The sequence below is a fragment of the Roseburia porci genome, from assembly GCF_009695765.1.
Classification (GTDB): domain Bacteria; phylum Bacillota; class Clostridia; order Lachnospirales; family Lachnospiraceae; genus Roseburia; species Roseburia porci.
The window spans coordinates 44,911-65,464 of sequence record NZ_VUNI01000007.1 but is presented as its reverse complement, the minus strand read 5'-3'; the positions used below and the strand labels follow the sequence as shown (position 1 = coordinate 65,464).

Here is a 20,554-nt window from a genome sequence, read left to right as displayed (position 1 = left end):
TAAGCAGGTGATGGATTGCGAAGACGATTAAGACAGCTGGCCGGCGGAAGATTCGATTTCACACTGCCAAATGTATCATTTTCTGCGGATAAGATTGACATTCAGGTGAAAGAGGGGACGGATCATCAGGATGAATTTGAGATGATCAGTCAGAGTGAGATTCCGGTTCGGGGAATCGTGTATTCATCGAATCCGAGAATGGAATGTCTGACGCCACAGTTTGATGGGGAAAAGGTAAGAATCAGATATCAATTTCATAGTGAAGGTCTTATAGAAGGAGATATTCAAAGAGGGTGTTTTACCATTGTATGCAGCCAGAAAGAATATAGCCTTCCTTTTTGTGTTACAATTGGAAAAGAATATCCGGAAGCGGATTTTGGACAGCTGCGTACACTGGATGATTTTGTACGGCTTGCAAGGGAAAAATGGCAGGAAGCATATCGGATATTTTATTCTTCTGCGTTTGCGGCTCTCTTACAAAAAGACGATGAAAAGCTGCTTTATCGTGCGTATGAGCGTGCATTGCCATGTAATCGGAATATGGAAGAATTTCTGATTGGTGCGGGCAGAAAATCACCGGTTCATTTTGGAATCTCCCGTCTGCAATTTCAAATTCAAGATATAGAGGAAGAACAGCAGGAAAAAATAGAGATACATAAAGAGGAATGGGGATATACCCAGATCCATATAGAGACGGATGCAGATTTTCTGACTCTGGACAGAGAACGTATTACGACGGAAGATTTTATTGGAAATACACTTTTACTTCCTGTTACAATCAGACCGGAGTATCTGCATGCTGGAAAAAATTACGGAAGTGTTGTGCTAAAAAGCAATTTGCAGACATTTCGGGTAATGTTTGAAGTCTCCGGTGGCGAAAAAAGCGATTTGGAATTATGGAAGAAGAAACGCGAGACCAAAGAGGGAAGATGCAGAATCGCACAGCTTTATCTGGATTACCGATTTAAACGTACGGTAACAGGTGTGTGGGCGAATGAGAGTGTTCAGATTCTGGATCATCTTTATGCTTTGAATCCGGAGGAACCATTGTATCTGCTTATGAAGGCACAGGCTTTTATCATCAATAAACAGAAACAGGAAGCAGAATGGATTTTAAGTCAGTTTAAGAGGAAGAGCACAGATCACAGATCTCCGGTGTGGGGATATTATCTGTATTTGCTGACACTGATGCAGCGGGAACCTTCCTTTGTCGATAAGATGACAAATGAGATTGAAGATATTTTCCGGGAGAATGAAGACAGTGCATTGTTATTCTGGATACTCACTTTCCTGAGGGAAGAGTATTGTAATAACCCGGCGAATAAACTGAAAGCAATTCTTTATTGGATCGAAAAAGGAAATGCATCGCCGTATCTGTATCTGGAAGCATATTATCTGTATCAGCAGGATCCTTATCTTTTACATCGACTGAATCGTACGGAAATGAAAATCATGCGATGGGCAATCCGGCATGAGGCACTCACAAAAGAACTGGCAGAACAGATTTTTGATCTGATTCCATGGAACGATGGATTTGATAAGGTGATTTTCTCTCTGATGGAAGCAGCATACCAAAGTGCACCAAAGGAAGAGTATGTTGAGAAAATCTGTAGTTATCTGATCAAGGGACAGCGGTTTGAAACTGTATATCACAACTGGTATGAACAAGGAATTGAATTAAATCTGCGTCTTACCGGACTGTATGAAGCATTTCTGCTTTCCATGGATGAAGAAGAACTGGTAAGGATTCCAAGGATTATTCAGATGTATTTTCAGTATGACAGTGCGCTTCCGTATAAGAAGCTTGCGGTCTTATATCGCAACATTATTGCTGTGAAGGAGAAAGAACCGGAGGTATATCAGAAATACCGCAGAAGTATGGCAAGGTTTGCAATGGAGCAGCTGGAACAAAGACATATGGATGACGATTTGTCTGTACTTTATGAGGACATGATCGGACTTGGTTTTATCAATGCGGAAATTGCCATAGCTCTTTCCGAAATCGTATTTACCAATAAGCTGATTGTGAAAAATGTTGATGCAGTAAGAGCTTATATTTATCATGAACAGCTGGAAGAACCACAGATCGTGCCAATTGTGAATGGAAGTGCATATTGCAGTTTGTATGGGAAAGCATACCGCATCGTGTTAGAAGATGTGAATGGATACAGGATTACAAATACAGACTGCTATCGCACTGAAGCGTTGATGCAGCCGGAAAAATATATGCAAAAATGCAGAGCCTCTGCGCCGGAAAATCTGGCATATCTGGTTTATTATTTTGAAAAGCATCCGCAGTATGGCGAATGGAATGAAAATGACGAAGGCTATTTTGCAACGATTTTATCTTCAAAGGAATTAAGCAGTATATTCCGCAAGAAGATGCTTCCTGAGATCATCCATTATTGCAGGGGGAATGGAAAAGAACCACAGCTTGCAGCATTTTTCAAGACGATCGACATTTCAGAATATCAGGGAGAAAACAAAAGGCTGCTGCTTGAACTTTTGATCGAAGAACATATGTATGATCTGGCTTATGAAGCGATGGGCAGATATGGGATGGATCAGATTGGCAGTGCACAAAGGGTATCACTTGCAGGATATCTCATCGAAAAATATGAGTATGAAAAAGAAGATGTTCTGTTGGATCTTTCCTATATGGCTTTTCAGGCAGACAAATACAGCGAAACGGTTTTGGAATATTTAAGCAGATACTACTTTGGACCGGAAAAAACAATGATCGGTATATGGGATAAAGCCAGACAGTATGAAGTTATGGTGCGTGATCTGGAAGAACGGATTCTGACGCAGGTTCTGTATGCGGGCAATGTTACAGAACAATCGGATCAGGTATTTTTCGATTATGAGAAAAATGGTGGCACGGAATTGATTGAACTTGCGTATCTGTCATATCGTGCATATGAATATTTTACAGAGGGAAAGAAAATCGAAGCGCCTGTTTTTAAAGGAATCGAAAACAGATATCTTGCGGATCCGGAACTGAATGACGCATGTAAGCTGGCTCTTTTAAAATATTATGCGGAAAGCGGACAAGTAAATGAGACAGAACTTAAAATCGAGGACCAGCTGTTAGGCGAATATATTAAAAGAAATATGTGTTTTGCCTTTTTCCGCAAACTGGATAAGTCACTGATCATGAAATACCACTTATATGACAAAGTGATCTTAGAGTATCGGGCGCCGAAGGGAACACATGTTGTTCTGCATTACAGCAGAGATGAGGATGGCGAAGATTTTATTACGGAAGATATGCCGGAAATTTTTGACGGAATCTATACCAAGTCTTTTATTATGTTTTTTGGCGAAATGATACAGTATTATATTTCGGAAGAAGAAGGAAAACAGATAAAAGTATCGGAAAACAGCAGGATCACACATAATGAAGTGTATAGTGAAAATGATTTAAGCAGGTACAATCTGATCAATCAGATGATTATCTCAAATACGTTACAGGAAAACAGTGCCTTATTTAAAGACATGAAAGAATACAAAATACTTTCGAAAACCGTAAAACAGCTGCTGACTGTTTTATAATTTACAGAAGGACAATATAAAGAAGCAGAGGTTTGTATGGAAACAGCAAAACAGCCGTATTTTCTTGGCATCGATTTAAATGAACGATATGCCATGATCAGTTTCTATCAATTGAATATGAAGGAGCCGGAAACGGTCAGTATGATCGCCGGAAGCGAAATCTACCAGATTCCTATGGTGATCGGCAAGAAGAAAAATATCGGACAGTGGTATATTGGAGATGAAGCCAGAAAACTGGCAAAAACCAGTGATGTGGTATGTATCGATGAACTGTGGCGGCGGACAAGAAATCATGACAAAATAGAAATAGAAGGAGAAGAATACCAGGCAGAAGATTTATTTATTCTTTACATGAAAAAGCTTTTTCTTCTTCCGCAAAAGCTTGGAAATCCGTCTTACTGTGACAGACTTGTTGTAACGATGGAGCATCTGGACAGGGAGTGCATGGATCTTTTATGGAATGTGTCTGCAAAACTGAACCTGAAAAAGGAACAGTTTATGGTATTGGATCATAAAGAAAGCTTTTATTATTTTGCATTGAACCAGAAACCGGAGCTGTTTTTCCATGATGTCGTTCTGTTTGAATATGAGACGGAGGTTATGAAAAGCTATCGGCTTGAGAGAAATATCCATACAACACCACAGCTGATCACGATTTTAGAGAGAGATGGAAAAAGCATGGAAGGAGATCGTGATCTGGAATTTATTGATATCATGCAGGATACATTTGGAAAGCACATGATATCTTCGGTATATCTCGTCGGAGACGGCTTTGACGGGCAGTGGATGAAAGCTTCGCTTCCGGTTTTGTGCAGGGGAAGAAGAGCCTTTATGGGAAAGAATCTTTTCTCGAAGGGGGCATGCTATGCGGCAGCAGTATGTCAGATGCAGGAGAATTGGCCATATATTTATATGGGTGAGAATGAGATGAAGTTTAATCTCAGAGTGAAGGTTTTGCATCACGGAAAAATGGAATTTTATGATCTGATCACGGCTGGGAAAAACTGGTTCGAAATAAAGGGAGAATGCGAAGTGATTTTGTCAGGATCGCATGAAATCAATTTCTGGAAACAGCTTCCACACAGCAGGGAAGCAAAGATCGAAACACTGGAATTGACAGATTTTCCGGAAAGACCAGATCGGACAACCAGACTTCGGATTGTGGCAAAGCCGGTATCTGATGAAGAGGTTGAAATTGAGATCAAGGACATGGGATTTGGCGAGATTTTCCGGGCAACAGACAAGGTATGGAAATACAAAATGTCAATGTAATGGAGGCGTTTGAATGGGAGAATTATTATTATGCAGTGAACAGATTGCAGGCATGCCATATTACATTGAGGGTGTTGGTCTGAATGTGTATTCGCTGGAAGAATTAAGTTATTATATTTCCCATAATGTATATCTGATCGACCACTCGTTTATGAACAGAGAACTCTGTACATGGATGAGGGAGGAACTTCATGCGGATGAACTTGCGGAAACGTTAGAGAAGATGATTGATACAGGTGCAAAGTTATCCGGGTTTGTGGAGCTGCTTTTAAGGTGGACGGGATATTGCAGGGAAGAAGAGATAAACGATATTCAGCAGATGCTTATAAAACTGGAGAACAAAAGTGAGTTTGAATGTCGGAAACTTCGGGCAGACCGGCTGACAGAAAAGGAAAAATACACGGCTGCGATATGGGAATATAGAAATCTTCTGGGTGACAAAGCTGCTGAAAATGAACAAAAATCATTGATTGGTGATATATGGCACAATCTTGCATTTGCGTATGCGGGAATGTTTTTGTTTGATACGGCTTCTGAATGTTATGAAAAAGCATACAGGCTGAATGGGCGTAAGGAATCCTTAAAGGAATGCCTGATCATGCATCTGTGCAGAAAAGATGAGGAAGCATATCAGAAAACTGCAGCACAATATGAAGTCCGGGAAGAGGAACTGGAAAAGCTGCAGGAAGAAATAAGTGCAGTAACAAATGACGGAGAAATGCAGAAATTTTCTGAAAAAATAAATGAACTTGCACAGATGACATCGGATGGACAAAAGGAAAGATTTCAGGAAAATGTAAAACAGATGATTTTTGAATGGAAGGAAGATTACCGAAGGAAAACTCGGAATTAATTGACAGATGATATTTTTTAAGAAAAAAAAGAAAGAGAAAAACAATACACAGCCGAAAGCTGAAACAGAATTACAAAAAAAATTAAATCAGACAGATATCAAATATGAAGTGATTGATCAGTGCGAGCAGGTGATTGATGCATCCAGGGAACTGGAGGATATACGGAGTGAATATGGTCTTGTAACCTCGTATTTAAATGATATTCAGATCATAGAAGAACTTCCGGAAGATGAGATGCGCCAGATCCGGGATACGGCCGGAAATATTATGCAGCTGAATGCAACAAAGAATGAATTTTTAAAGACAGAGCATCAGATTACGGATGCACAGTTTACCCAGATCCAGGAACAGGAGGATTCGGTTCCGGATGCAATTAAGCGTCTTCAGGCCAATGAAACTTATCTGGATACAATCAAGCGTGATCTGAATTATCTTGAGGGAGAGAAGATTGAGCTTGGTTATCAGAAGGAACGCTGCAAAAAGAAACAGAAACAACTACAGAGACTTGCATTTTTTCTGCTTGGTTTATTTGCAATCATTGTATTTTTATTGCTGTTAATGAAGCTGATGTTTCAGCTGGAGACAGAGACATGGATGATTTTTGCAGCCTTTCTTGCAACGGTATCGGGAGTTTTTACACTGGTTCGTTATCAGGATTATGGTTCAGAGATCCGCAATTCGGATGCGAAGATGAACCATGCCATATCCCTGGAGAATCACGTAAAGATCAAGTATGTAAACATCAAAAATGCAGTGGATTATGTGTATGCAAAGTATCACGTAAAGAATTCCTATGAATTTATTTTCATCTGGGAAAAATACAATGAGGCTGTAAAGAAGAGAGAAAAACAAAAACAGACGGATGATGATCTGGAATATTTTAATAACAAGCTGATCCGTATGTTACATATACATCAGTTGTATGATTCCAAAGTGTGGATCAATCACGCCAATGCGCTTTATGACAAAAAAGAGATGGTCGAGGTAAAACATAATCTTCTGATCCGTAGACAGAAGCTGCGTACCAGAATGGAATACAACATGGATGTCATCCAGCGGATGAAGCGCGAAATTGAAAAAAACAGCAAAATTATGGGAGCCGGTGGGGCGCAGATCAGAGAGATTATTGCAAAATTAGATACGATAAACGGATTTCAGGAGCCATTTTAATGGCTCCTTTTTTCAAGCAGATTTCGAATGACATTCACACAGCCGTCACGTAGAAATTTTACAATTTCTTTACATTCGAAAGGAGAGATTGTAAATGATCCAGAACGTGTTCAGTCGTATAGAAAAAAAATATCTGTTAAATAAAAGCCAGTTTGAACATGTCATACGTGCACTTGAGCCGTATATGGAAATTGATGAGTATGGACTTCATACGATTCGGAATATTTATTATGACACTTCCAATCAGGAACTGATCCGCACATCGTTAGACAAACCGTGTTATAAAGAGAAATTCAGAGTTCGGTGCTATGGAGAACCGACACAGGACGCAAAGATTTTTCTTGAGATCAAAAAGAAATATCAGGGTGTCGTGAATAAAAGAAGAATTGCTTTGCCGTATAAAGAGGCAATGGCTTATCTGAACGACGGAACAAAACCGCAAAAGACGGACTGGCAGATTTTCCGGGAAATTGATTATTTTTTCAATTATTATGATTTAAGACCGGAAGTTTACCTTGCTTATGACAGAATTGCCCTGTTTGGAAAAGAAAATCCGGATTTTCGAGTTACATTTGATCAAAACATACGGAGCAGAAATTCCAAACTGTTGTTGGAGAACGATACAGATACGACACCGCTTCTGGAGGAAGGATACCGGCTTATGGAGGTGAAAATATCAGATTCCCTGCCATTGTGGTTTGTAGATATCCTGAATCGGGAGCAGATACGAAATATCAGTTTCTCAAAGTACGGGAACGTGTATCGGAACAATCTCATATCCGGGGTGTATCATTATAGTGTGAAAGAGGTAGAAATATGTTAGAATCATTATTATCAGGAGCATCTTCAACGGTTGCGGAAACCGTATCTATGTCAAATGCGTTTGCCTATTGTATCATGGCAGGCATTCTTGGACTTATTATTTCAATTACTTATATAAAAACAGGAAAAGTTTCAAAGAATTTTTCAAGAACATTGATCATTCTTCCGATTCTGGTGTGCGTGGTAATGCTTGTAGTAAATGGTAATCTTGGAACATCGGTTGCAATTGTTGGAGCATTTGGACTGATTCGTTTCCGGTCATTGCAGGGCAGCTCGAGAGATATTGCATACATATTTTTTGTCATGGCAGCCGGACTTACCTGCAGCGTCGGGTATATCGGGTTTGCAATCGCAGTTACACTGATGGTATGTGCAATCTTATTTATTTTGCAATTTTGTCATTATGGTGAAGACCGGACAGAGAAGAAAGAACTTCGGATTACGATTCCGGAAAATCTGGATTATGCAGGAATTTTTGATGATCTTTTTGAAAAATATACCGTATCCCATAAGCTGAACAGGGTCAGGACGACAAATATGGGAAGTTTATATGAGCTGAATTACGATATTGCGCTTACTGATGAGACTGCGGAAAAAGAATTTATTGACGCGATCCGCTGCAGAAACGGGAATCTTACCGTAATATGTGGAAGAAAAGATTACAGACAGATGGAAGAACTGTAGAGGCGCAATTTCTGGTTTCCTGCATAGGATAATAATGTAAGTGAGTTAGAAAGGAAATCAGAATGAACAATCATAAAACAGACGATGACAGACCAGAACGAAAAGATATGGATTGTCTCGATCAGATGGCGCTTGCAATGGCGTATGTTCCCTGGCAGTATATGAGCCGTACCTATGATCCGGAAAAAGCTTTGATGATCGGTACGATATTTCCTGAACTTGATAAGAGATTTACCGGAAGATCAGGAGGTAGGCGATGAGTAATCAGACTGTAAAAGCAGCAAAAATGAATCAAAGGCAGCTCTTACGCTGGATTACGATGCTTGGATTCTGTCATGATGACATGATTTTGTATCTGGATACCCATCCGGATGACGCAGAAGCGCTTGCATATGCAAATCAATGCGCAGAGCTTTTGCGTAATGCAGTGAAGACATATGAAGAGCAGTATGGCATGCTGACGGTAAAGCCGGATCAAAACGTGCAGGAATGGAACTGGGTACAGACACCATGGCCGTGGGAAGGGGGATATCAGTAATGTGGAGTTATGAAAAAAGACTGCAGTACCCGGTTGATATTAAAAATCCGGACCCATCGATCGCAATGATCATTATGAGCCAGTACGGTGGACCGGATGGAGAGATGGGTGCATCTCTCAGATATCTTTCGCAAAGATATACAATGCCGGATCGGACGGTAGCCGGACTCATGACGGATATCGGTACAGAAGAACTTGCCCACCTCGAAATTGTGGCAACGATCGTGCATCAGCTGACGCGGAACCTGACGGCGGATGAACTGAAGGCAGCAGGTTTTGACCAGTATTATGTGGATCATACAAATGGAATCTGGCCACAGTCGGCAGGCGGAGTTCCGTTTAATGCATGTGAGTTTCAGTCCAAAGGAGATCCGATTACGGATCTGTTTGAAGATATGGCGGCAGAACAGAAGGCAAGAACGACATATGACAATATTCTTCGTCTTGTAAGAGACCCGGATGTAAGAGATCCGATCAAATTTTTAAGAGAGCGTGAAATTGTTCATTTCCAGAGGTTTGGCGAAGGTCTCAGGAGACTTACGGATAACCTGGATTCAAAGAATTTTTATGCATTCAATCCGGCATTTGATCAGTAATCACGTGTTGATAAAAGGTGTAATTTGTTATATAATAGCTTAAGCTGAGCCAGAAGGAGATGACAGGTCTTCTTCTGGTAAATTACTGCAATATATGTGCAGATAGAATGCACTTGAATTAAGAGGAGATATTAGAATGAGCAAAGTCAGAACAAGATTTGCACCAAGCCCGACAGGAAGAATGCATGTAGGAAACCTTCGTACAGCTTTGTATGCGTACCTGCTTGCAAAGCATGAAGGTGGAGATTTTATTTTAAGAATCGAAGATACGGATCAGGAGCGTTATGTAGAGGGTGCCGTGGAGATTATTTACCGCACAATGCAGGAGACCGGACTGATTCATGACGAAGGACCGGACAAGGATGGCGGATGTGGCCCGTATGTTCAGAGTGAGAGACAGAAAGCCGGCATTTATCTGGAGTATGCCAAAAAGCTGATCGACAAAGGACAGGCATATTATTGCTTCTGTGACAAAGAACGTCTGGAAGGATTAAAAAGAACCGTTGCCGGTAAAGAAATCACAACTTACGATAAGCATTGTCTGCATCTTTCCAAAGAAGAAGTAGAAGCAAAACTTGCAGCAGGAGTTCCATACGTAATCAGACAGAATAATCCAACGGAGGGAACAACAACATTCCATGATGAGATCTATGGAGATATCACAGTGGATAACAGCGAACTGGATGATATGATCCTGATCAAATCCGATGGATATCCAACCTATAATTTTGCAAATGTAGTAGATGACCATTTGATGGGAATTACGCATGTTGTAAGAGGAAATGAATATTTATCATCATCTCCAAAATATAATCGTCTGTATGAAGCATTTGGATGGGAAGTTCCGGTTTATGTTCACTGCCCGCTGATCACGGATGAGAATCATAATAAGCTGAGCAAGCGAAGCGGTCATTCTTCTTTTGAAGATCTGATCGATCAGGGATTTTTAACAGAAGCTGTCGTGAACTTTGTTGCACTTCTTGGCTGGAGCCCTGCCGATAATCAGGAGATTATGTCATTGGATGAGCTGATCAAGAGATTTGATTATCACCATATGAGCAAATCACCGGCTGTTTTTGACTACACCAAATTAAAATGGATGAATGGCGAATATATCAAGGCAATGGATTTTGACAAATTCTATGAAATGGCGCTTCCATATATTAAGAAGGTCATTACGAAGGATTATGATCTGAAGAAGATTGCCAAGATGGTTCAGAGCCGAATCGAGATATTCCCGGATATTGAAGAACATATTGACTTCTTTGAGAAACTTCCGGAATATGATCCTGCAATGTACACACATAAGAAAATGAAAACCAATGCGGAAACATCGCTTGAAGTACTGCAGGAAGTGCTTCCAATTCTCGAGGCACAGGAAGACTACAGCAATGACGCATTATATGCATCTCTTTGCAAATATGTAGAGCAGAAAGGCTGCAAAAATGGATATGTTATGTGGCCGATCCGTACCGCTGTATCTGGCAAACAGATGACCCCGGGTGGAGCAACCGAACTGATGGAAGTACTTGGAAAAGAAGAATCCATCGCCCGCATTAAAAAAGGAATCGAATTACTTTCTGAATAGTCTGTAGAAAGATTGGATTTTATGCAAAATACACTGAATGAACCGCAAGCTCTTGCGGTGAAGCATTTCCAGGGACCGTGCATGATTCTTGCCGGTCCCGGTTCTGGAAAGACCTTCGTTATCACACAAAGAACAGCCAATTTAATAAGAGAATGTGGAGTAGATCCGTCACATATACTTGTGATTACATTTACCAGGGCAGCTGCCAATGAGATGCGCCAGAGATTTCAGAAATTGATGAATGGAGAAGCTGGTGGAGTTACATTTGGAACTTTTCACGCTGTATATTTCATGGTATTGAAATATGCTTATCATTTTCAGGCATCCAATATTATCACTGAAGAAAAGAAATATCAGCTGATGCGGGAAATTCTTGCCAGATATCACGTAGAATATGAAGATGAAAATGAGTTTATCGGCAATCTGTTCCGGGAAATCAGTATGATCAAGAATACAAGGATTCCAATCGAGAATTTTTATTCCGGACAATGCGCGGAAGAACTATTTCGCAAAATATACAAGGATTATAAGTGCATGCTGGATCGATACAAACTGATCGACTTTGATGATATGCTCCTTTATACGTATGAATTGTTTGAAAAAAGAAAAGATATACTGGCATCATGGCAGAAAAAGTATCAGTATATTCTGGTGGATGAATTTCAGGATATTAATCAGATCCAGTATGACATACTGCGGATGCTTGCACTTCCGGAAAACAATTTATTCATCGTAGGAGATGATGATCAGTCCATTTACAGATTTCGCGGGTCGAAACCGGAGATTATGCTGAACTTCGCAAAGGATTACCCGGATACCAAAAGAATCCTGCTTGATGTGAATTATCGCTGTCAGAAAAACATTGTGGACGCTTCCTTAAACCTGATCAGTTATAACAAAGAACGATTTGAAAAGAAGATCAGTGCGAATCAAAGCGCCGAGGATCCGGTGCGCATCTTACAGTTTGCACAGCAGAGGGAACAGAATTTGTATGTGATCGAAGAAATAAAAAAGGCAGTACAAAGTGGAACGGAATTGTCGGATTTTGCGATTCTGTTTCGCACCAATACGCAGCCACGTTTACTGATGGAGCAATTGATGGAATATAACATTCCGTTCCGGACGAAAGAACAGATTCCGAATCTGTATGAGCATTGGGCAGTCAGGGATATTTTTACTTATATCCAGATTGCTCAGGGAAGCAGGAAAAGAAGGGATTTCCTGCAGATCATGAACCGGCCGAAAAGATATATTGGACGAGATTCTTTATATGGGGAAACAATTTCTTTCGAAGAATGGAAACGTATGTATGAGAAACAGCCGTGGATTGCGGAACGGATCGAACGTCTGGCATATGATATACAGATGCTTAAAAATATGAGTCCCTATGCTGCAATCAATTATATTCGAAAAGGAATTGGATATGATGATTATCTGAAAGAATATGCAAAGCAGCGTCATCTGAAGGAAGAGGATCTTTCGGATGTGTTAGATGAGCTTCAGACAACAGCCAGAGGCTATAAAAGCTATGAACAGTGGCAGGAACATATCCGGAAATATACCGAAGAAATGAGAATGATCGCAGAACAGAAAAACAGTAATCCGGACGCAGTAACCCTCGCAACATTGCACAGCTCAAAAGGACTTGAGTTTCCAATCGTTTATATAGTGGATGTCAATGAAGGAATCATGCCGTATAAAAAGGCGGTCCTTGAAAAAGAACTGGAAGAAGAACGAAGAATGTTTTATGTCGGAATGACACGTGCAAAACATGCGCTTACTTTGTGTACGGTGAATAATGTAAATAATAAGACGATGGAATGTTCAAGATTTTTGAATGAATGCAGAGAACAGAAAAAGACAAAATAAAAGAACCGTTAACTACATGAATTATGTGGTTAACGGTTCTTCTGGTTTTATTCATCGTCCATTTCATTGAACATAATTTCGTCCTGAACTTCATCAAAACGGTCAACGACAGCTTCGTACTCGTCATCATCTGTAATATTTTCAACAGATGGAAGACCTTCTTCGTCTTCATAATAACGATATACATAAAGATCGCCGTTGGAATTCTCGTTTCCGTCTGCATCTAATGGGATTAAAGCGATGTAATCCTGATCACCCATATCAAAAATGGTAAAGATCTTACATTCGACTTCGCCATCATCAAGTTCTAAAGTGACGCGGATATCATCTTTTTCTTCTTCTGTAACCGGTGTTGCTTTTTCATGTTTGCTCATAATTGTTTCCTTTCGTTTTATACAATTGCTTCAATATACAGATCCGGATGTTTGGTCAGATCAATGATCTCACCGGATTCGGTCTGGAGCATTGGGCGTGTTGGCTGTTCTGTTATAAAAATGATACGTGCGATCGTGTGATCATTTAAAAGAACTTTGCTGTTTACATAGGAATTCGCAATCCTTTTTAAAAATGGAAGTATAAATTTTGGATTGTAGCGGTTTACCCCTTCATCTTCAAAAGCAGCAATAACATCAAACGGGCACAGACCATTCCGATAGCAGCGGTCTGAAGTCATGGCGTCATAAACATCTGCAATTGCGACAATTGATGCAAAGTCATCAATTTCATCACCATGGAGACCGAGTGGATATCCGCTTCCGTCACAGCGCTCATGATGAAGCAGTACGGCCTTTTTGACTCTTGGATCAATATCCTGATCTTTAAGGATGTCATAACCAAACTGAGGATGCAGTTTTATGAATTCATATTCCTGTTTGGAAAGCTTGGATGGTTTTAACAGAATATCTTCCGGAATTTTAGCTTTTCCAATATCGTGAAGCAGGCCGGAAAGCGTGAGAGCGTCCAGATCTTCTGTATTCATTTGAAACCAGGTTCCCATAAGCCGGCATATGACGGATACATTTACACAATGTGCAGAAGTGGAATCATCCAATTCCTGCATGTTGTGAAGCATTCCGAAGATAGAAAAAGCCGTTGGGTTATCGTCAAAAAGTTCGATGGTCTCACGGATCAGTTCGGTACTGTTGAGTGGTACATTTTTAATGATCAGATCATTGATGGAAGTTTCAACCATGCGGACCTGTAAATGATAATGTTTTACAAATTTACGGTAGACAGGGGAATTGAATAATCGATCGATATAATCCTGTCGTACTTCATTTTTTAATTCAATCAGTTCTTTTGCTTTTTCAGGAAGGTCGCCTTCATGAATCGGAATTGACGGGATCTGATAGTATTTAAGCCTTGAAATCATCTGTCTGCTAAGTATAGAATCCTGTGGCAGGATCAATTGTCCTTTTGGGGAGTAGATATGCTCTGCTACAACCATTCCAACTTTCAAATTCTGAGTGGAGATATCTGGCATTCTTTATTATCCTCCTAAAGATGATATAAACTTTTTTTATTCTTAATATTATAATGGATTATACAACTTGTCAATTGCACATGAAGAAAAAGTTCTATACAAAAATTTGTAAAAAAGCTATAATATATAGGCTAAGAAACAGACAGGTGGATAAAAGATGCGTTATCAGGTATGCGAAGGAAATTATGCCCGAATGGGCATTACAAAGGATAAAGACAGTGTGATCTTTACTTTTGAAGGAGAAAAAGAGGACAAGTGCGAAATCGTACTTGTGAATCGAAATACAATGTGCGAGACAAGGATTCTGGCCAGTCAGGAGTTTTGCATGGGATCCTTGCGGTCTGTTTCGATGAAACATATAGATACAGAGAATACCTTATATTATTATGCCATAAATGGAGTCCCTGTCCTCGATCCCTATGCACCGGGAATTGCAGGACGGGAACAGTGGAATGATAAGAACCGCAGAAAGCAGCAATATAAAGTATTTGGAAGCATGAATTTTGATGAGTATTCATGGCAGGGAGACCATAATCCGGAAGTTGCAAGAAAAGATATGGTCATGTATAAACTGCATGTTCGTGGATTCACGATGGAAAATGCTCCAAAAGAACGGACTGCAGGGACATTTCTTGGACTTTCCCAAAAACTTTCCTATTTGAAAAAGCTTGGAATTACGACGGTCGAACTTATGCCGGTGTATGAGTTTGAAGAAATGGATATTCCGGTAAAACAGGAAATGCCAGAGTATCTGAAAGGAAAAATGAGACCGGAAGATCTTTTGCATATAAAAAAGGAGACGGAGTGTGGCAAAAAGGTTAATTTCTGGGGCTATTGTGCCGGAAATTATTTTGCAGTGAAAGCCGCTTATGCATTTGATAAAAAAGATCCTGCAAAAGAATTGAAGGATCTGGTGCGTAAGATGCATCGAATGGGAATGGAATGTGTTATGGAAATGTATTTTCCGGAGCACAGTAATCATAACCTGGTTCTGGAGGCTTTGCATTACTGGGTTCGTGAATTCCATGTAGATGGCTTTCATCTGATCGGACAGAATCTTCCGATTACAGCAATTGTTCAGGATGTGATGTTGAGCAGAACAAAGATTTTTTACGAAGCTTTTGATGAGGCCTTGTTAAAAGAAACAAAGAAATACAAACACTTGTATGTATATAAGGATGAATATCAGTTCCCGGCGAGAAAGATACTCAATCATGTGAACGGGAACATGGGAGAGTTTCTTGATCAGCAGAGAAAGCAGGGAACAGAAGCCGGATTTGTGAATTATCTTGCAAATAATAATGGATTCACACTGGCAGATGTATTTATGTATAACGACAGACACAATGAAGCAAACGGTGAGAACAATGAAGATGGCTGTGAGTGGAATTTCAGTAATAATTACGGAGTGGAGGGACCAACCAGGAAAAAATATATTTCGGATCTGAGAAAACGCCAGTGGCGGAATGGAATCATAATGCTGATGCTGGCGCAGGGCGTTCCGATGATATGGGCCGGAGATGAAATGGGAAATTCCCAGAATGGAAATAATAATGCTTATTGCCAGGATAATCCGATCGGGTGGACAAACTGGAAGACACGGGGGTCCCATGGAGAGCTTATTGATTTTGTCCGGCACATGATCGGATTCCGGCATGAACATGCAATTATTGCAAAAGAAACACCATTTTTATTTAGCGATTATAAAGCAAAGGGAACTCCGGATCTGTCATACCATGGGGAGAGCGCATGGCTATCTGGAATTCATCCGGGAAGAATGAGCGTAGGAATCCTTTATTGTGGTCAATATGCTCCGAAAGATACGGGAAATGAAGATATCTATGTCGGATTTAATTTCTTTTCCGGAATCAGTACACTGGCTTTGCCAAAATTATCCGGGAAAAGAAAATGGTATCTGGCTGTTAACAGTGCGGACAGAAAACAGCCTTATTACAAGGAAGCGGTGCCATACAAAGATCAGCATCAGCTGACACTCAGTCCGCAGTCAATTTGCATTTTGATAGGAAAGTAGAATATGAAGGCTTGGAAACATTTTTGTACAATTACAAAGCATAAAATATTAGTGATGAAAGGCTGCTTTCAGATCGGCTTATATAAGCAGGGATTACTGCATGATCTTTCAAAATACAGTCCGACCGAATTCCTTGTTGGATGTAAATATTATAAAGGCTATATGAGTCCGAACAATGCGGAAAGAGAAGATAAAGGATATTCTCTGGCCTGGCTTCATCACAAAGGCAGAAATAAGCATCATCTGGAATACTGGATTGATTATGGAATACCAGGGAAAGATCATCCCAATGAAAAAATGGGTATGTGTGGAATGAAGATGCCGATCCGTTATGTTGCGGAAATGTTTATAGACCGGGTTTCTGCATCAAAAAATTATCAGGGCGATGCATATACGGATCAGAGTGCACTGATTTATTATGAGAAGGGAAAAGGGCATTATCTGATCCATGAGGATACTGCTGCGATGTTAGAACTTCTTCTTGTTATGCTCGCAAAAAAAGGGGAGAAAGAGACATTTGCCTTTGTGAAGAATGAGGTATTAAAGGGAAAAGTCCCGTATGACAAGAAAGAACTGGATGCGAGAAAGGAAGCTTTTTATTCAATTTAACAGGGAAAAGCACAGAAATGGATAAAGTTTCATAGAATGTAGAAAGTAAGCATTTAAGGTGCAGCGTGAAAACTTTTTTGGCACCATTATCACAGGCGGAAGAGAAGGAATATCTGGCTCAACTGAAAAATGGAAATGTGCAGGCAAAAGAGGAACTGATACTTCACAATATGCGCCTTGTTGCTCATGTCGCGAAGAAATATCTGAATTCAGATGAAGAACAGGAAGATCTGATCTCGATTGGTACCATCGGTCTGATGAAGGCGGTATCGACTTTTGACCGGGATTATGGAAGCCGGTTTGCAACGTATGCGGCACGTTGCATAGAAAATGAAATGCTTATGTATTTCCGGAGCAGAAAAAGAACCAAAAATGAAGTGTCGCTGTATGAACCGATCGGCACCGACAAAGAAGGAAATCAGATCCATCTGTTGGATGTAGTTGAAAATGAACAAAGGGATATCGTGGAAGATGTCGAGAACAGACAGCTGATCGAAAAAATCCATAAAGGAATGAAAAAAGCGCTGACTCCACGGGAGTATATGATTATTTGCAGACGGTTTGGATTATACGGACAAAAAGAAGCAACGCAGCGTGAAATTGCAAAAGAAATCGGAATATCAAGGTCTTATGTTTCCCGAATTGAAAAAAGGGCCTTAAATAAAATGAAAAAAGTCATATCAGAATAAAAATACGTGAAAAAAGATAGGAGATGTGTTATAATCATCCTATCTTTTTTCGTGCAGAAATCTCTGCATTTTTCCCTTACAATTGGAACAGGAGAATATATGTACAGTACGGTAATGACTTCCATCGTGGAAGGAATCAATACCTTACCAATTTTTGTGGAAGCAGACATCAGTGATGGAATGCCAATGTTTGATATGGTAGGCAATCTTGGCCCGGAAGTCAGGGAGGCGAGGGAACGTGTGAGAACAGCGCTTCATAATTGTGGAATCATACTTCCGGCAAAACGCATTACCATCAATCTGGCTCCGGGTAATATCAGAAAGAATGGGACAGCATTTGATCTTCCTATAGCAATTGGAATCCTTTCATCAATGGGGATTGTAGACGAACGATTATGCAATGGGAAAATGTTTGTGGGAGAGTTGAATCTGCGTGGGGAGATTCTGCCTGTTAATGGCGTTTTCCCGATGGTGTCCGATGGTGTAAAAAATGGATGCAGGTCGTTTGTTGTTCCTCTGGATAATATGAGGGAAGCAGAACTTGCTGCGGGAGCAGAGGTTTACGGATTTTCCCATTTGAAAGAAATTATTGAATTCTTAAATGACGGGAACTATACAAAGAGGACATATAATATAGAAGAAAGTAAACCGGAAATGAAACAGATGGATTTTGCGGAAGTAAATGGACAGCATTATCTGAAAAGAGCATGTGAGATTGCAGCATCCGGCATGCACAATCTGCTTATGATCGGACCGCCTGGAGCTGGGAAAACAATGATATCAGAAAGAGTGGCAACGATACTTCCACCACTCACGGATGAGGAGAAAATGGAACTGTCCAAAATATACAGTGTTTGTGGAATGCTGTCTAAAATGAATGCACTCCTTTCGAAACGACCATTTCGAAGCCCGCATCATACGATTACAAAGGCAGGATTGATCGGAGGAGGTACGAATCTGCATCCCGGCGAATTATCTCTGGCGCATCATGGGGTATTGTTTCTGGATGAACTTACAGAATTTCAGAAGTCTACGCTGGAACTTTTAAGACAGCCACTTGAGGATCACCAGATTCGTCTTGTTCGTGGAAATGGTGCAGTGAGTTATCCGGCATCTGTGCTTTTACTTGCGGCAATGAATCCATGCGGCTGTGGATATTATCCGGACATGCAGCGATGCAGATGTACACCTGCATCATTAAAAAGATATTTTAACAGGATATCCCAGCCGCTTCTGGACCGGATCGACATCTGCGTGGAAGCCCAGCCGCTTAGTTATCAGGAATTGACAGGAAAAGCAAAGAATGAGAGTTCGGAGACAATCAGAGACAGAGTGGTGCGCTGCCATGAAATTCAATATGAACGTTTTAAAAAGGAGGAATTTTTACATAATACACAGATACCGGTCTCAAAACTAAAGCAATATTGCGGGCTGGAAGAAAAAGAGGAGCGGTATATGGAACATATGTATGAGAAAATGGGAATGACTGGAAGAACGTATCATAAAATTTTAAGAGTGGCACGGACGATCGCAGATATGGAAGAATGTGAGCGTATCCAGATGCGGCATCTGAATGAGGCAATCTGTTACCGGAGTGTAAATGAAAAGTTCTGGGGAGGTGGGAATGCATGAAATATGCACTTTGGCTTGCGAATATTCCTGGAATTGGAAATCAAAAGATCCGATATCTTCTGCAGGAGTGTCAGAATGCACAGGAAATTTATTATCTTGAAGAGCGATATTTTGAAAAAATATATGGAATTGATGACGAAGATATCAAGCGGATCGTAACAAGCCGCAGAATCTGGAATCTGGACGCAGAATTGTGGAAACTGGGAGAGCATGGAATTCATTTTGCTTCATGGGAACAGAAGGAATTTCCGGATAAGCTAAGAAAGATCCCGTCTGCTCCGTATGCATTGTATTACAAGGGAAAGCTTCCAGATCCAAAACGGAAAGCAGTAGCGATTGTAGGGGCAAGGGGAAGGTCGGAATATGGATGTTCGGTGGCAAGAGAGCTTGCACAAAAACTGGTCGATAATGGAATTGATGTTATCAGTGGAATGGCGAGAGGAATTGATGCAGACGGACATGTCGGAGCACTGGACGCCGGAGGAGAAACGTATGCTGTACTTGGATGTGGAGTGGATATATGTTATCCTGCACAGAACCGTTTCCTGTATGAGAAGATTCCACAGAAAGGAGGTCTGATATCGGAATATCCACCACATACAGCAGCAAAAGCGACGCTGTTTCCTGCAAGAAATCGTATTATTTCAGGACTGAGTGATTGCGTTGTGGTGGTCGAGGCGAGAGAAAAGAGCGGATCTTTGATTACCGCGGACTACGCAATCGAACAGGGAAAAGATGTATTCGCTGTTCCGGGAAGAGTTAAGGATTCTTTGAGCAGAGGATGTAACCGTCTGATCCATGAAGGGGCGGGAATCTTTCTGGATACAGAGACTTTTCTTGCAGACTGGCTGCTGTTACAGAATCCGGAAGCGGGACAGATGGATTTTAAAGACTTTCTGCTTAATCAGGATGAAAAACAGATTTACGAATATCTGGATTTTACACCGGTCGGAATCGGAACCCTGGTGGAGAAAACTTCACTTCGGCTGGACGAAATACTGGATATTCTTGATAAACTGACACAGAAAGGAATGGCGAAAGAAATTATCCCTAATTATTACGTTCGGTTGAATTAAAAAAGATGGATAAATGGGGAACAATTTCCGGATGATTTCGAATTTTTTGAAAATTTACTTGAAAAAGATGGAACGTTGGTGTATA

The 20,554-nt window shown here is 40.5% G+C and carries 18 protein-coding genes; 16 read left to right on the top strand and 2 right to left on the bottom strand.

The window, feature by feature from the left end; genetic code table 11:
- The first annotated feature begins 15 nt into the window (after positions 1-15).
- From FYJ75_RS05965 to FYJ75_RS05915, 11 genes are all read left to right on the top strand, one after another.
- Positions 16-3,555 (top strand): DUF5717 family protein, encoded by a 3,540-nt coding sequence (locus FYJ75_RS05965; RefSeq protein WP_154429552.1) that lies wholly within the window; start codon positions 16-18, stop codon positions 3,553-3,555.
- A 36-nt stretch (positions 3,556-3,591) separates the two neighbouring features.
- Positions 3,592-4,827 (top strand): DUF5716 family protein, encoded by a 1,236-nt coding sequence (locus FYJ75_RS05960; RefSeq protein ID WP_154429551.1) that lies wholly within the window; start codon positions 3,592-3,594, stop codon positions 4,825-4,827.
- Between the two features lie 13 nt (positions 4,828-4,840).
- Positions 4,841-5,680, top strand: a complete 840-nt coding sequence (locus tag FYJ75_RS05955; RefSeq protein WP_154429550.1) for a hypothetical protein — start codon at positions 4,841-4,843, stop codon at positions 5,678-5,680.
- A 7-nt stretch (positions 5,681-5,687) separates the two neighbouring features.
- Positions 5,688-6,851, top strand: coding sequence for a hypothetical protein (locus FYJ75_RS05950; protein WP_154429549.1), 1,164 nt, complete (start codon positions 5,688-5,690; stop codon positions 6,849-6,851).
- Positions 6,852-6,945: 94 nt separating this feature from the next.
- Entirely contained in the window at positions 6,946-7,674 is a 729-nt protein-coding gene (locus FYJ75_RS05945) for a polyphosphate polymerase domain-containing protein (protein ID WP_235907020.1), read from the top strand.
- Positions 7,668-8,357 (top strand): DUF4956 domain-containing protein, encoded by a 690-nt coding sequence (locus FYJ75_RS05940; protein ID WP_154429548.1) that lies wholly within the window; start codon positions 7,668-7,670, stop codon positions 8,355-8,357. Before FYJ75_RS05945 ends, FYJ75_RS05940 begins: the two co-directional genes overlap by 7 nt.
- Before the next feature lie 62 nt (positions 8,358-8,419).
- Positions 8,420-8,617: a spore coat associated protein CotJA gene (locus tag FYJ75_RS05935; protein ID WP_154429547.1), complete on the top strand. Its 198-nt coding sequence runs from the start codon at positions 8,420-8,422 to the stop codon at positions 8,615-8,617.
- Positions 8,614-8,895 (top strand): spore coat protein CotJB, encoded by a 282-nt coding sequence (locus FYJ75_RS05930; RefSeq protein WP_154429546.1) that lies wholly within the window; start codon positions 8,614-8,616, stop codon positions 8,893-8,895. Before FYJ75_RS05935 ends, FYJ75_RS05930 begins: the two co-directional genes overlap by 4 nt.
- Positions 8,895-9,491 (top strand): manganese catalase family protein, encoded by a 597-nt coding sequence (locus tag FYJ75_RS05925; RefSeq protein WP_154429545.1) that lies wholly within the window; start codon positions 8,895-8,897, stop codon positions 9,489-9,491. Before FYJ75_RS05930 ends, FYJ75_RS05925 begins: the two co-directional genes overlap by 1 nt.
- A gap of 136 nt (positions 9,492-9,627) precedes the next feature.
- The gene (gene gltX / locus FYJ75_RS05920; protein ID WP_154429544.1) at positions 9,628-11,079 is read left to right on the top strand and encodes a glutamate--tRNA ligase; all 1,452 of its coding nucleotides are present in this window, start codon (positions 9,628-9,630) and stop codon (positions 11,077-11,079) included.
- 21 nt (positions 11,080-11,100) lie between these two features.
- Positions 11,101-12,948, top strand: coding sequence for an ATP-dependent helicase (locus tag FYJ75_RS05915; RefSeq protein WP_154429543.1), 1,848 nt, complete (start codon positions 11,101-11,103; stop codon positions 12,946-12,948).
- 47 nt (positions 12,949-12,995) lie between these two features.
- Here FYJ75_RS05915 and FYJ75_RS05910 read toward each other — a convergent pair whose 3' ends face one another.
- Positions 12,996-13,322 carry a DUF1292 domain-containing protein gene (locus tag FYJ75_RS05910; RefSeq protein ID WP_154429542.1) on the bottom strand — a complete coding sequence of 109 codons (327 nt, stop codon included), beginning with the start codon at positions 13,320-13,322 and terminating at the stop codon, positions 12,996-12,998.
- Between the two features lie 17 nt (positions 13,323-13,339).
- Positions 13,340-14,431 (bottom strand): HD-GYP domain-containing protein, encoded by a 1,092-nt coding sequence (locus FYJ75_RS05905; RefSeq protein ID WP_154429541.1) that lies wholly within the window; start codon positions 14,429-14,431, stop codon positions 13,340-13,342.
- 157 nt (positions 14,432-14,588) lie between these two features.
- Here FYJ75_RS05905 and FYJ75_RS05900 point away from each other — a divergent pair, with 157 nt between their 5' ends.
- The 5 genes from FYJ75_RS05900 to dprA all read left to right on the top strand — a co-directional run bounded on the left by FYJ75_RS05900 (position 14,589) and on the right by dprA (position 20,469).
- On the top strand, positions 14,589-16,463 hold the full coding sequence (locus tag FYJ75_RS05900) for an alpha-amylase family glycosyl hydrolase (protein WP_154429540.1): 1,875 nt from the start codon (positions 14,589-14,591) through the stop codon (positions 16,461-16,463).
- 3 nt (positions 16,464-16,466) lie between these two features.
- A complete protein-coding gene (locus FYJ75_RS05895) occupies positions 16,467-17,072 on the top strand; it encodes a DUF5662 family protein (protein WP_154429539.1) in 606 nt (201 codons plus the stop codon).
- A gap of 65 nt (positions 17,073-17,137) precedes the next feature.
- Positions 17,138-17,761 carry an RNA polymerase sporulation sigma factor SigK gene (gene sigK / locus FYJ75_RS05890; protein WP_328596872.1) on the top strand — a complete coding sequence of 208 codons (624 nt, stop codon included), beginning with the start codon at positions 17,138-17,140 and terminating at the stop codon, positions 17,759-17,761.
- A 99-nt stretch (positions 17,762-17,860) separates the two neighbouring features.
- The gene (locus tag FYJ75_RS05885; RefSeq protein WP_154429538.1) at positions 17,861-19,393 is read left to right on the top strand and encodes a YifB family Mg chelatase-like AAA ATPase; all 1,533 of its coding nucleotides are present in this window, start codon (positions 17,861-17,863) and stop codon (positions 19,391-19,393) included.
- Entirely contained in the window at positions 19,390-20,469 is a 1,080-nt protein-coding gene (gene dprA / locus FYJ75_RS05880) for a DNA-processing protein DprA (protein ID WP_154429537.1), read from the top strand. The genes FYJ75_RS05885 and dprA overlap by 4 nt, the downstream gene beginning before the upstream one ends.
- Positions 20,470-20,554: the final 85 nt, after the last annotated feature.

What these genes read in the sequence shown, in the direction of transcription:
- FYJ75_RS05955 (WP_154429550.1), top strand. Translation starts at nt 4,841, where the DNA reads ATGGGAGAATTATTATTATGCAGTGAACAGATTGCAGGCATGCCATAT.
- dprA (WP_154429537.1), top strand. Translation starts at nt 19,390, where the DNA reads ATGAAATATGCACTTTGGCTTGCGAATATTCCTGGAATTGGAAATCAA.
- FYJ75_RS05900 (WP_154429540.1), top strand. Translation starts at nt 14,589, where the DNA reads ATGCGTTATCAGGTATGCGAAGGAAATTATGCCCGAATGGGCATTACA.
- FYJ75_RS05905 (WP_154429541.1), bottom strand. Translation starts at nt 14,431, where the DNA reads ATGCCAGATATCTCCACTCAGAATTTGAAAGTTGGAATGGTTGTAGCA.
- FYJ75_RS05910 (WP_154429542.1), bottom strand. Translation starts at nt 13,322, where the DNA reads ATGAGCAAACATGAAAAAGCAACACCGGTTACAGAAGAAGAAAAAGAT.
- FYJ75_RS05895 (WP_154429539.1), top strand. Translation starts at nt 16,467, where the DNA reads ATGAAGGCTTGGAAACATTTTTGTACAATTACAAAGCATAAAATATTA.
- FYJ75_RS05960 (WP_154429551.1), top strand. Translation starts at nt 3,592, where the DNA reads ATGGAAACAGCAAAACAGCCGTATTTTCTTGGCATCGATTTAAATGAA.
- FYJ75_RS05930 (WP_154429546.1), top strand. Translation starts at nt 8,614, where the DNA reads ATGAGTAATCAGACTGTAAAAGCAGCAAAAATGAATCAAAGGCAGCTC.
- FYJ75_RS05945 (WP_235907020.1), top strand. Translation starts at nt 6,946, where the DNA reads ATGATCCAGAACGTGTTCAGTCGTATAGAAAAAAAATATCTGTTAAAT.
- FYJ75_RS05935 (WP_154429547.1), top strand. Translation starts at nt 8,420, where the DNA reads ATGAACAATCATAAAACAGACGATGACAGACCAGAACGAAAAGATATG.
- FYJ75_RS05885 (WP_154429538.1), top strand. Translation starts at nt 17,861, where the DNA reads ATGTACAGTACGGTAATGACTTCCATCGTGGAAGGAATCAATACCTTA.
- FYJ75_RS05940 (WP_154429548.1), top strand. Translation starts at nt 7,668, where the DNA reads ATGTTAGAATCATTATTATCAGGAGCATCTTCAACGGTTGCGGAAACC.
- FYJ75_RS05915 (WP_154429543.1), top strand. Translation starts at nt 11,101, where the DNA reads ATGCAAAATACACTGAATGAACCGCAAGCTCTTGCGGTGAAGCATTTC.
- FYJ75_RS05950 (WP_154429549.1), top strand. Translation starts at nt 5,688, where the DNA reads ATGATATTTTTTAAGAAAAAAAAGAAAGAGAAAAACAATACACAGCCG.
- gltX (WP_154429544.1), top strand. Translation starts at nt 9,628, where the DNA reads ATGAGCAAAGTCAGAACAAGATTTGCACCAAGCCCGACAGGAAGAATG.
- FYJ75_RS05925 (WP_154429545.1), top strand. Translation starts at nt 8,895, where the DNA reads ATGTGGAGTTATGAAAAAAGACTGCAGTACCCGGTTGATATTAAAAAT.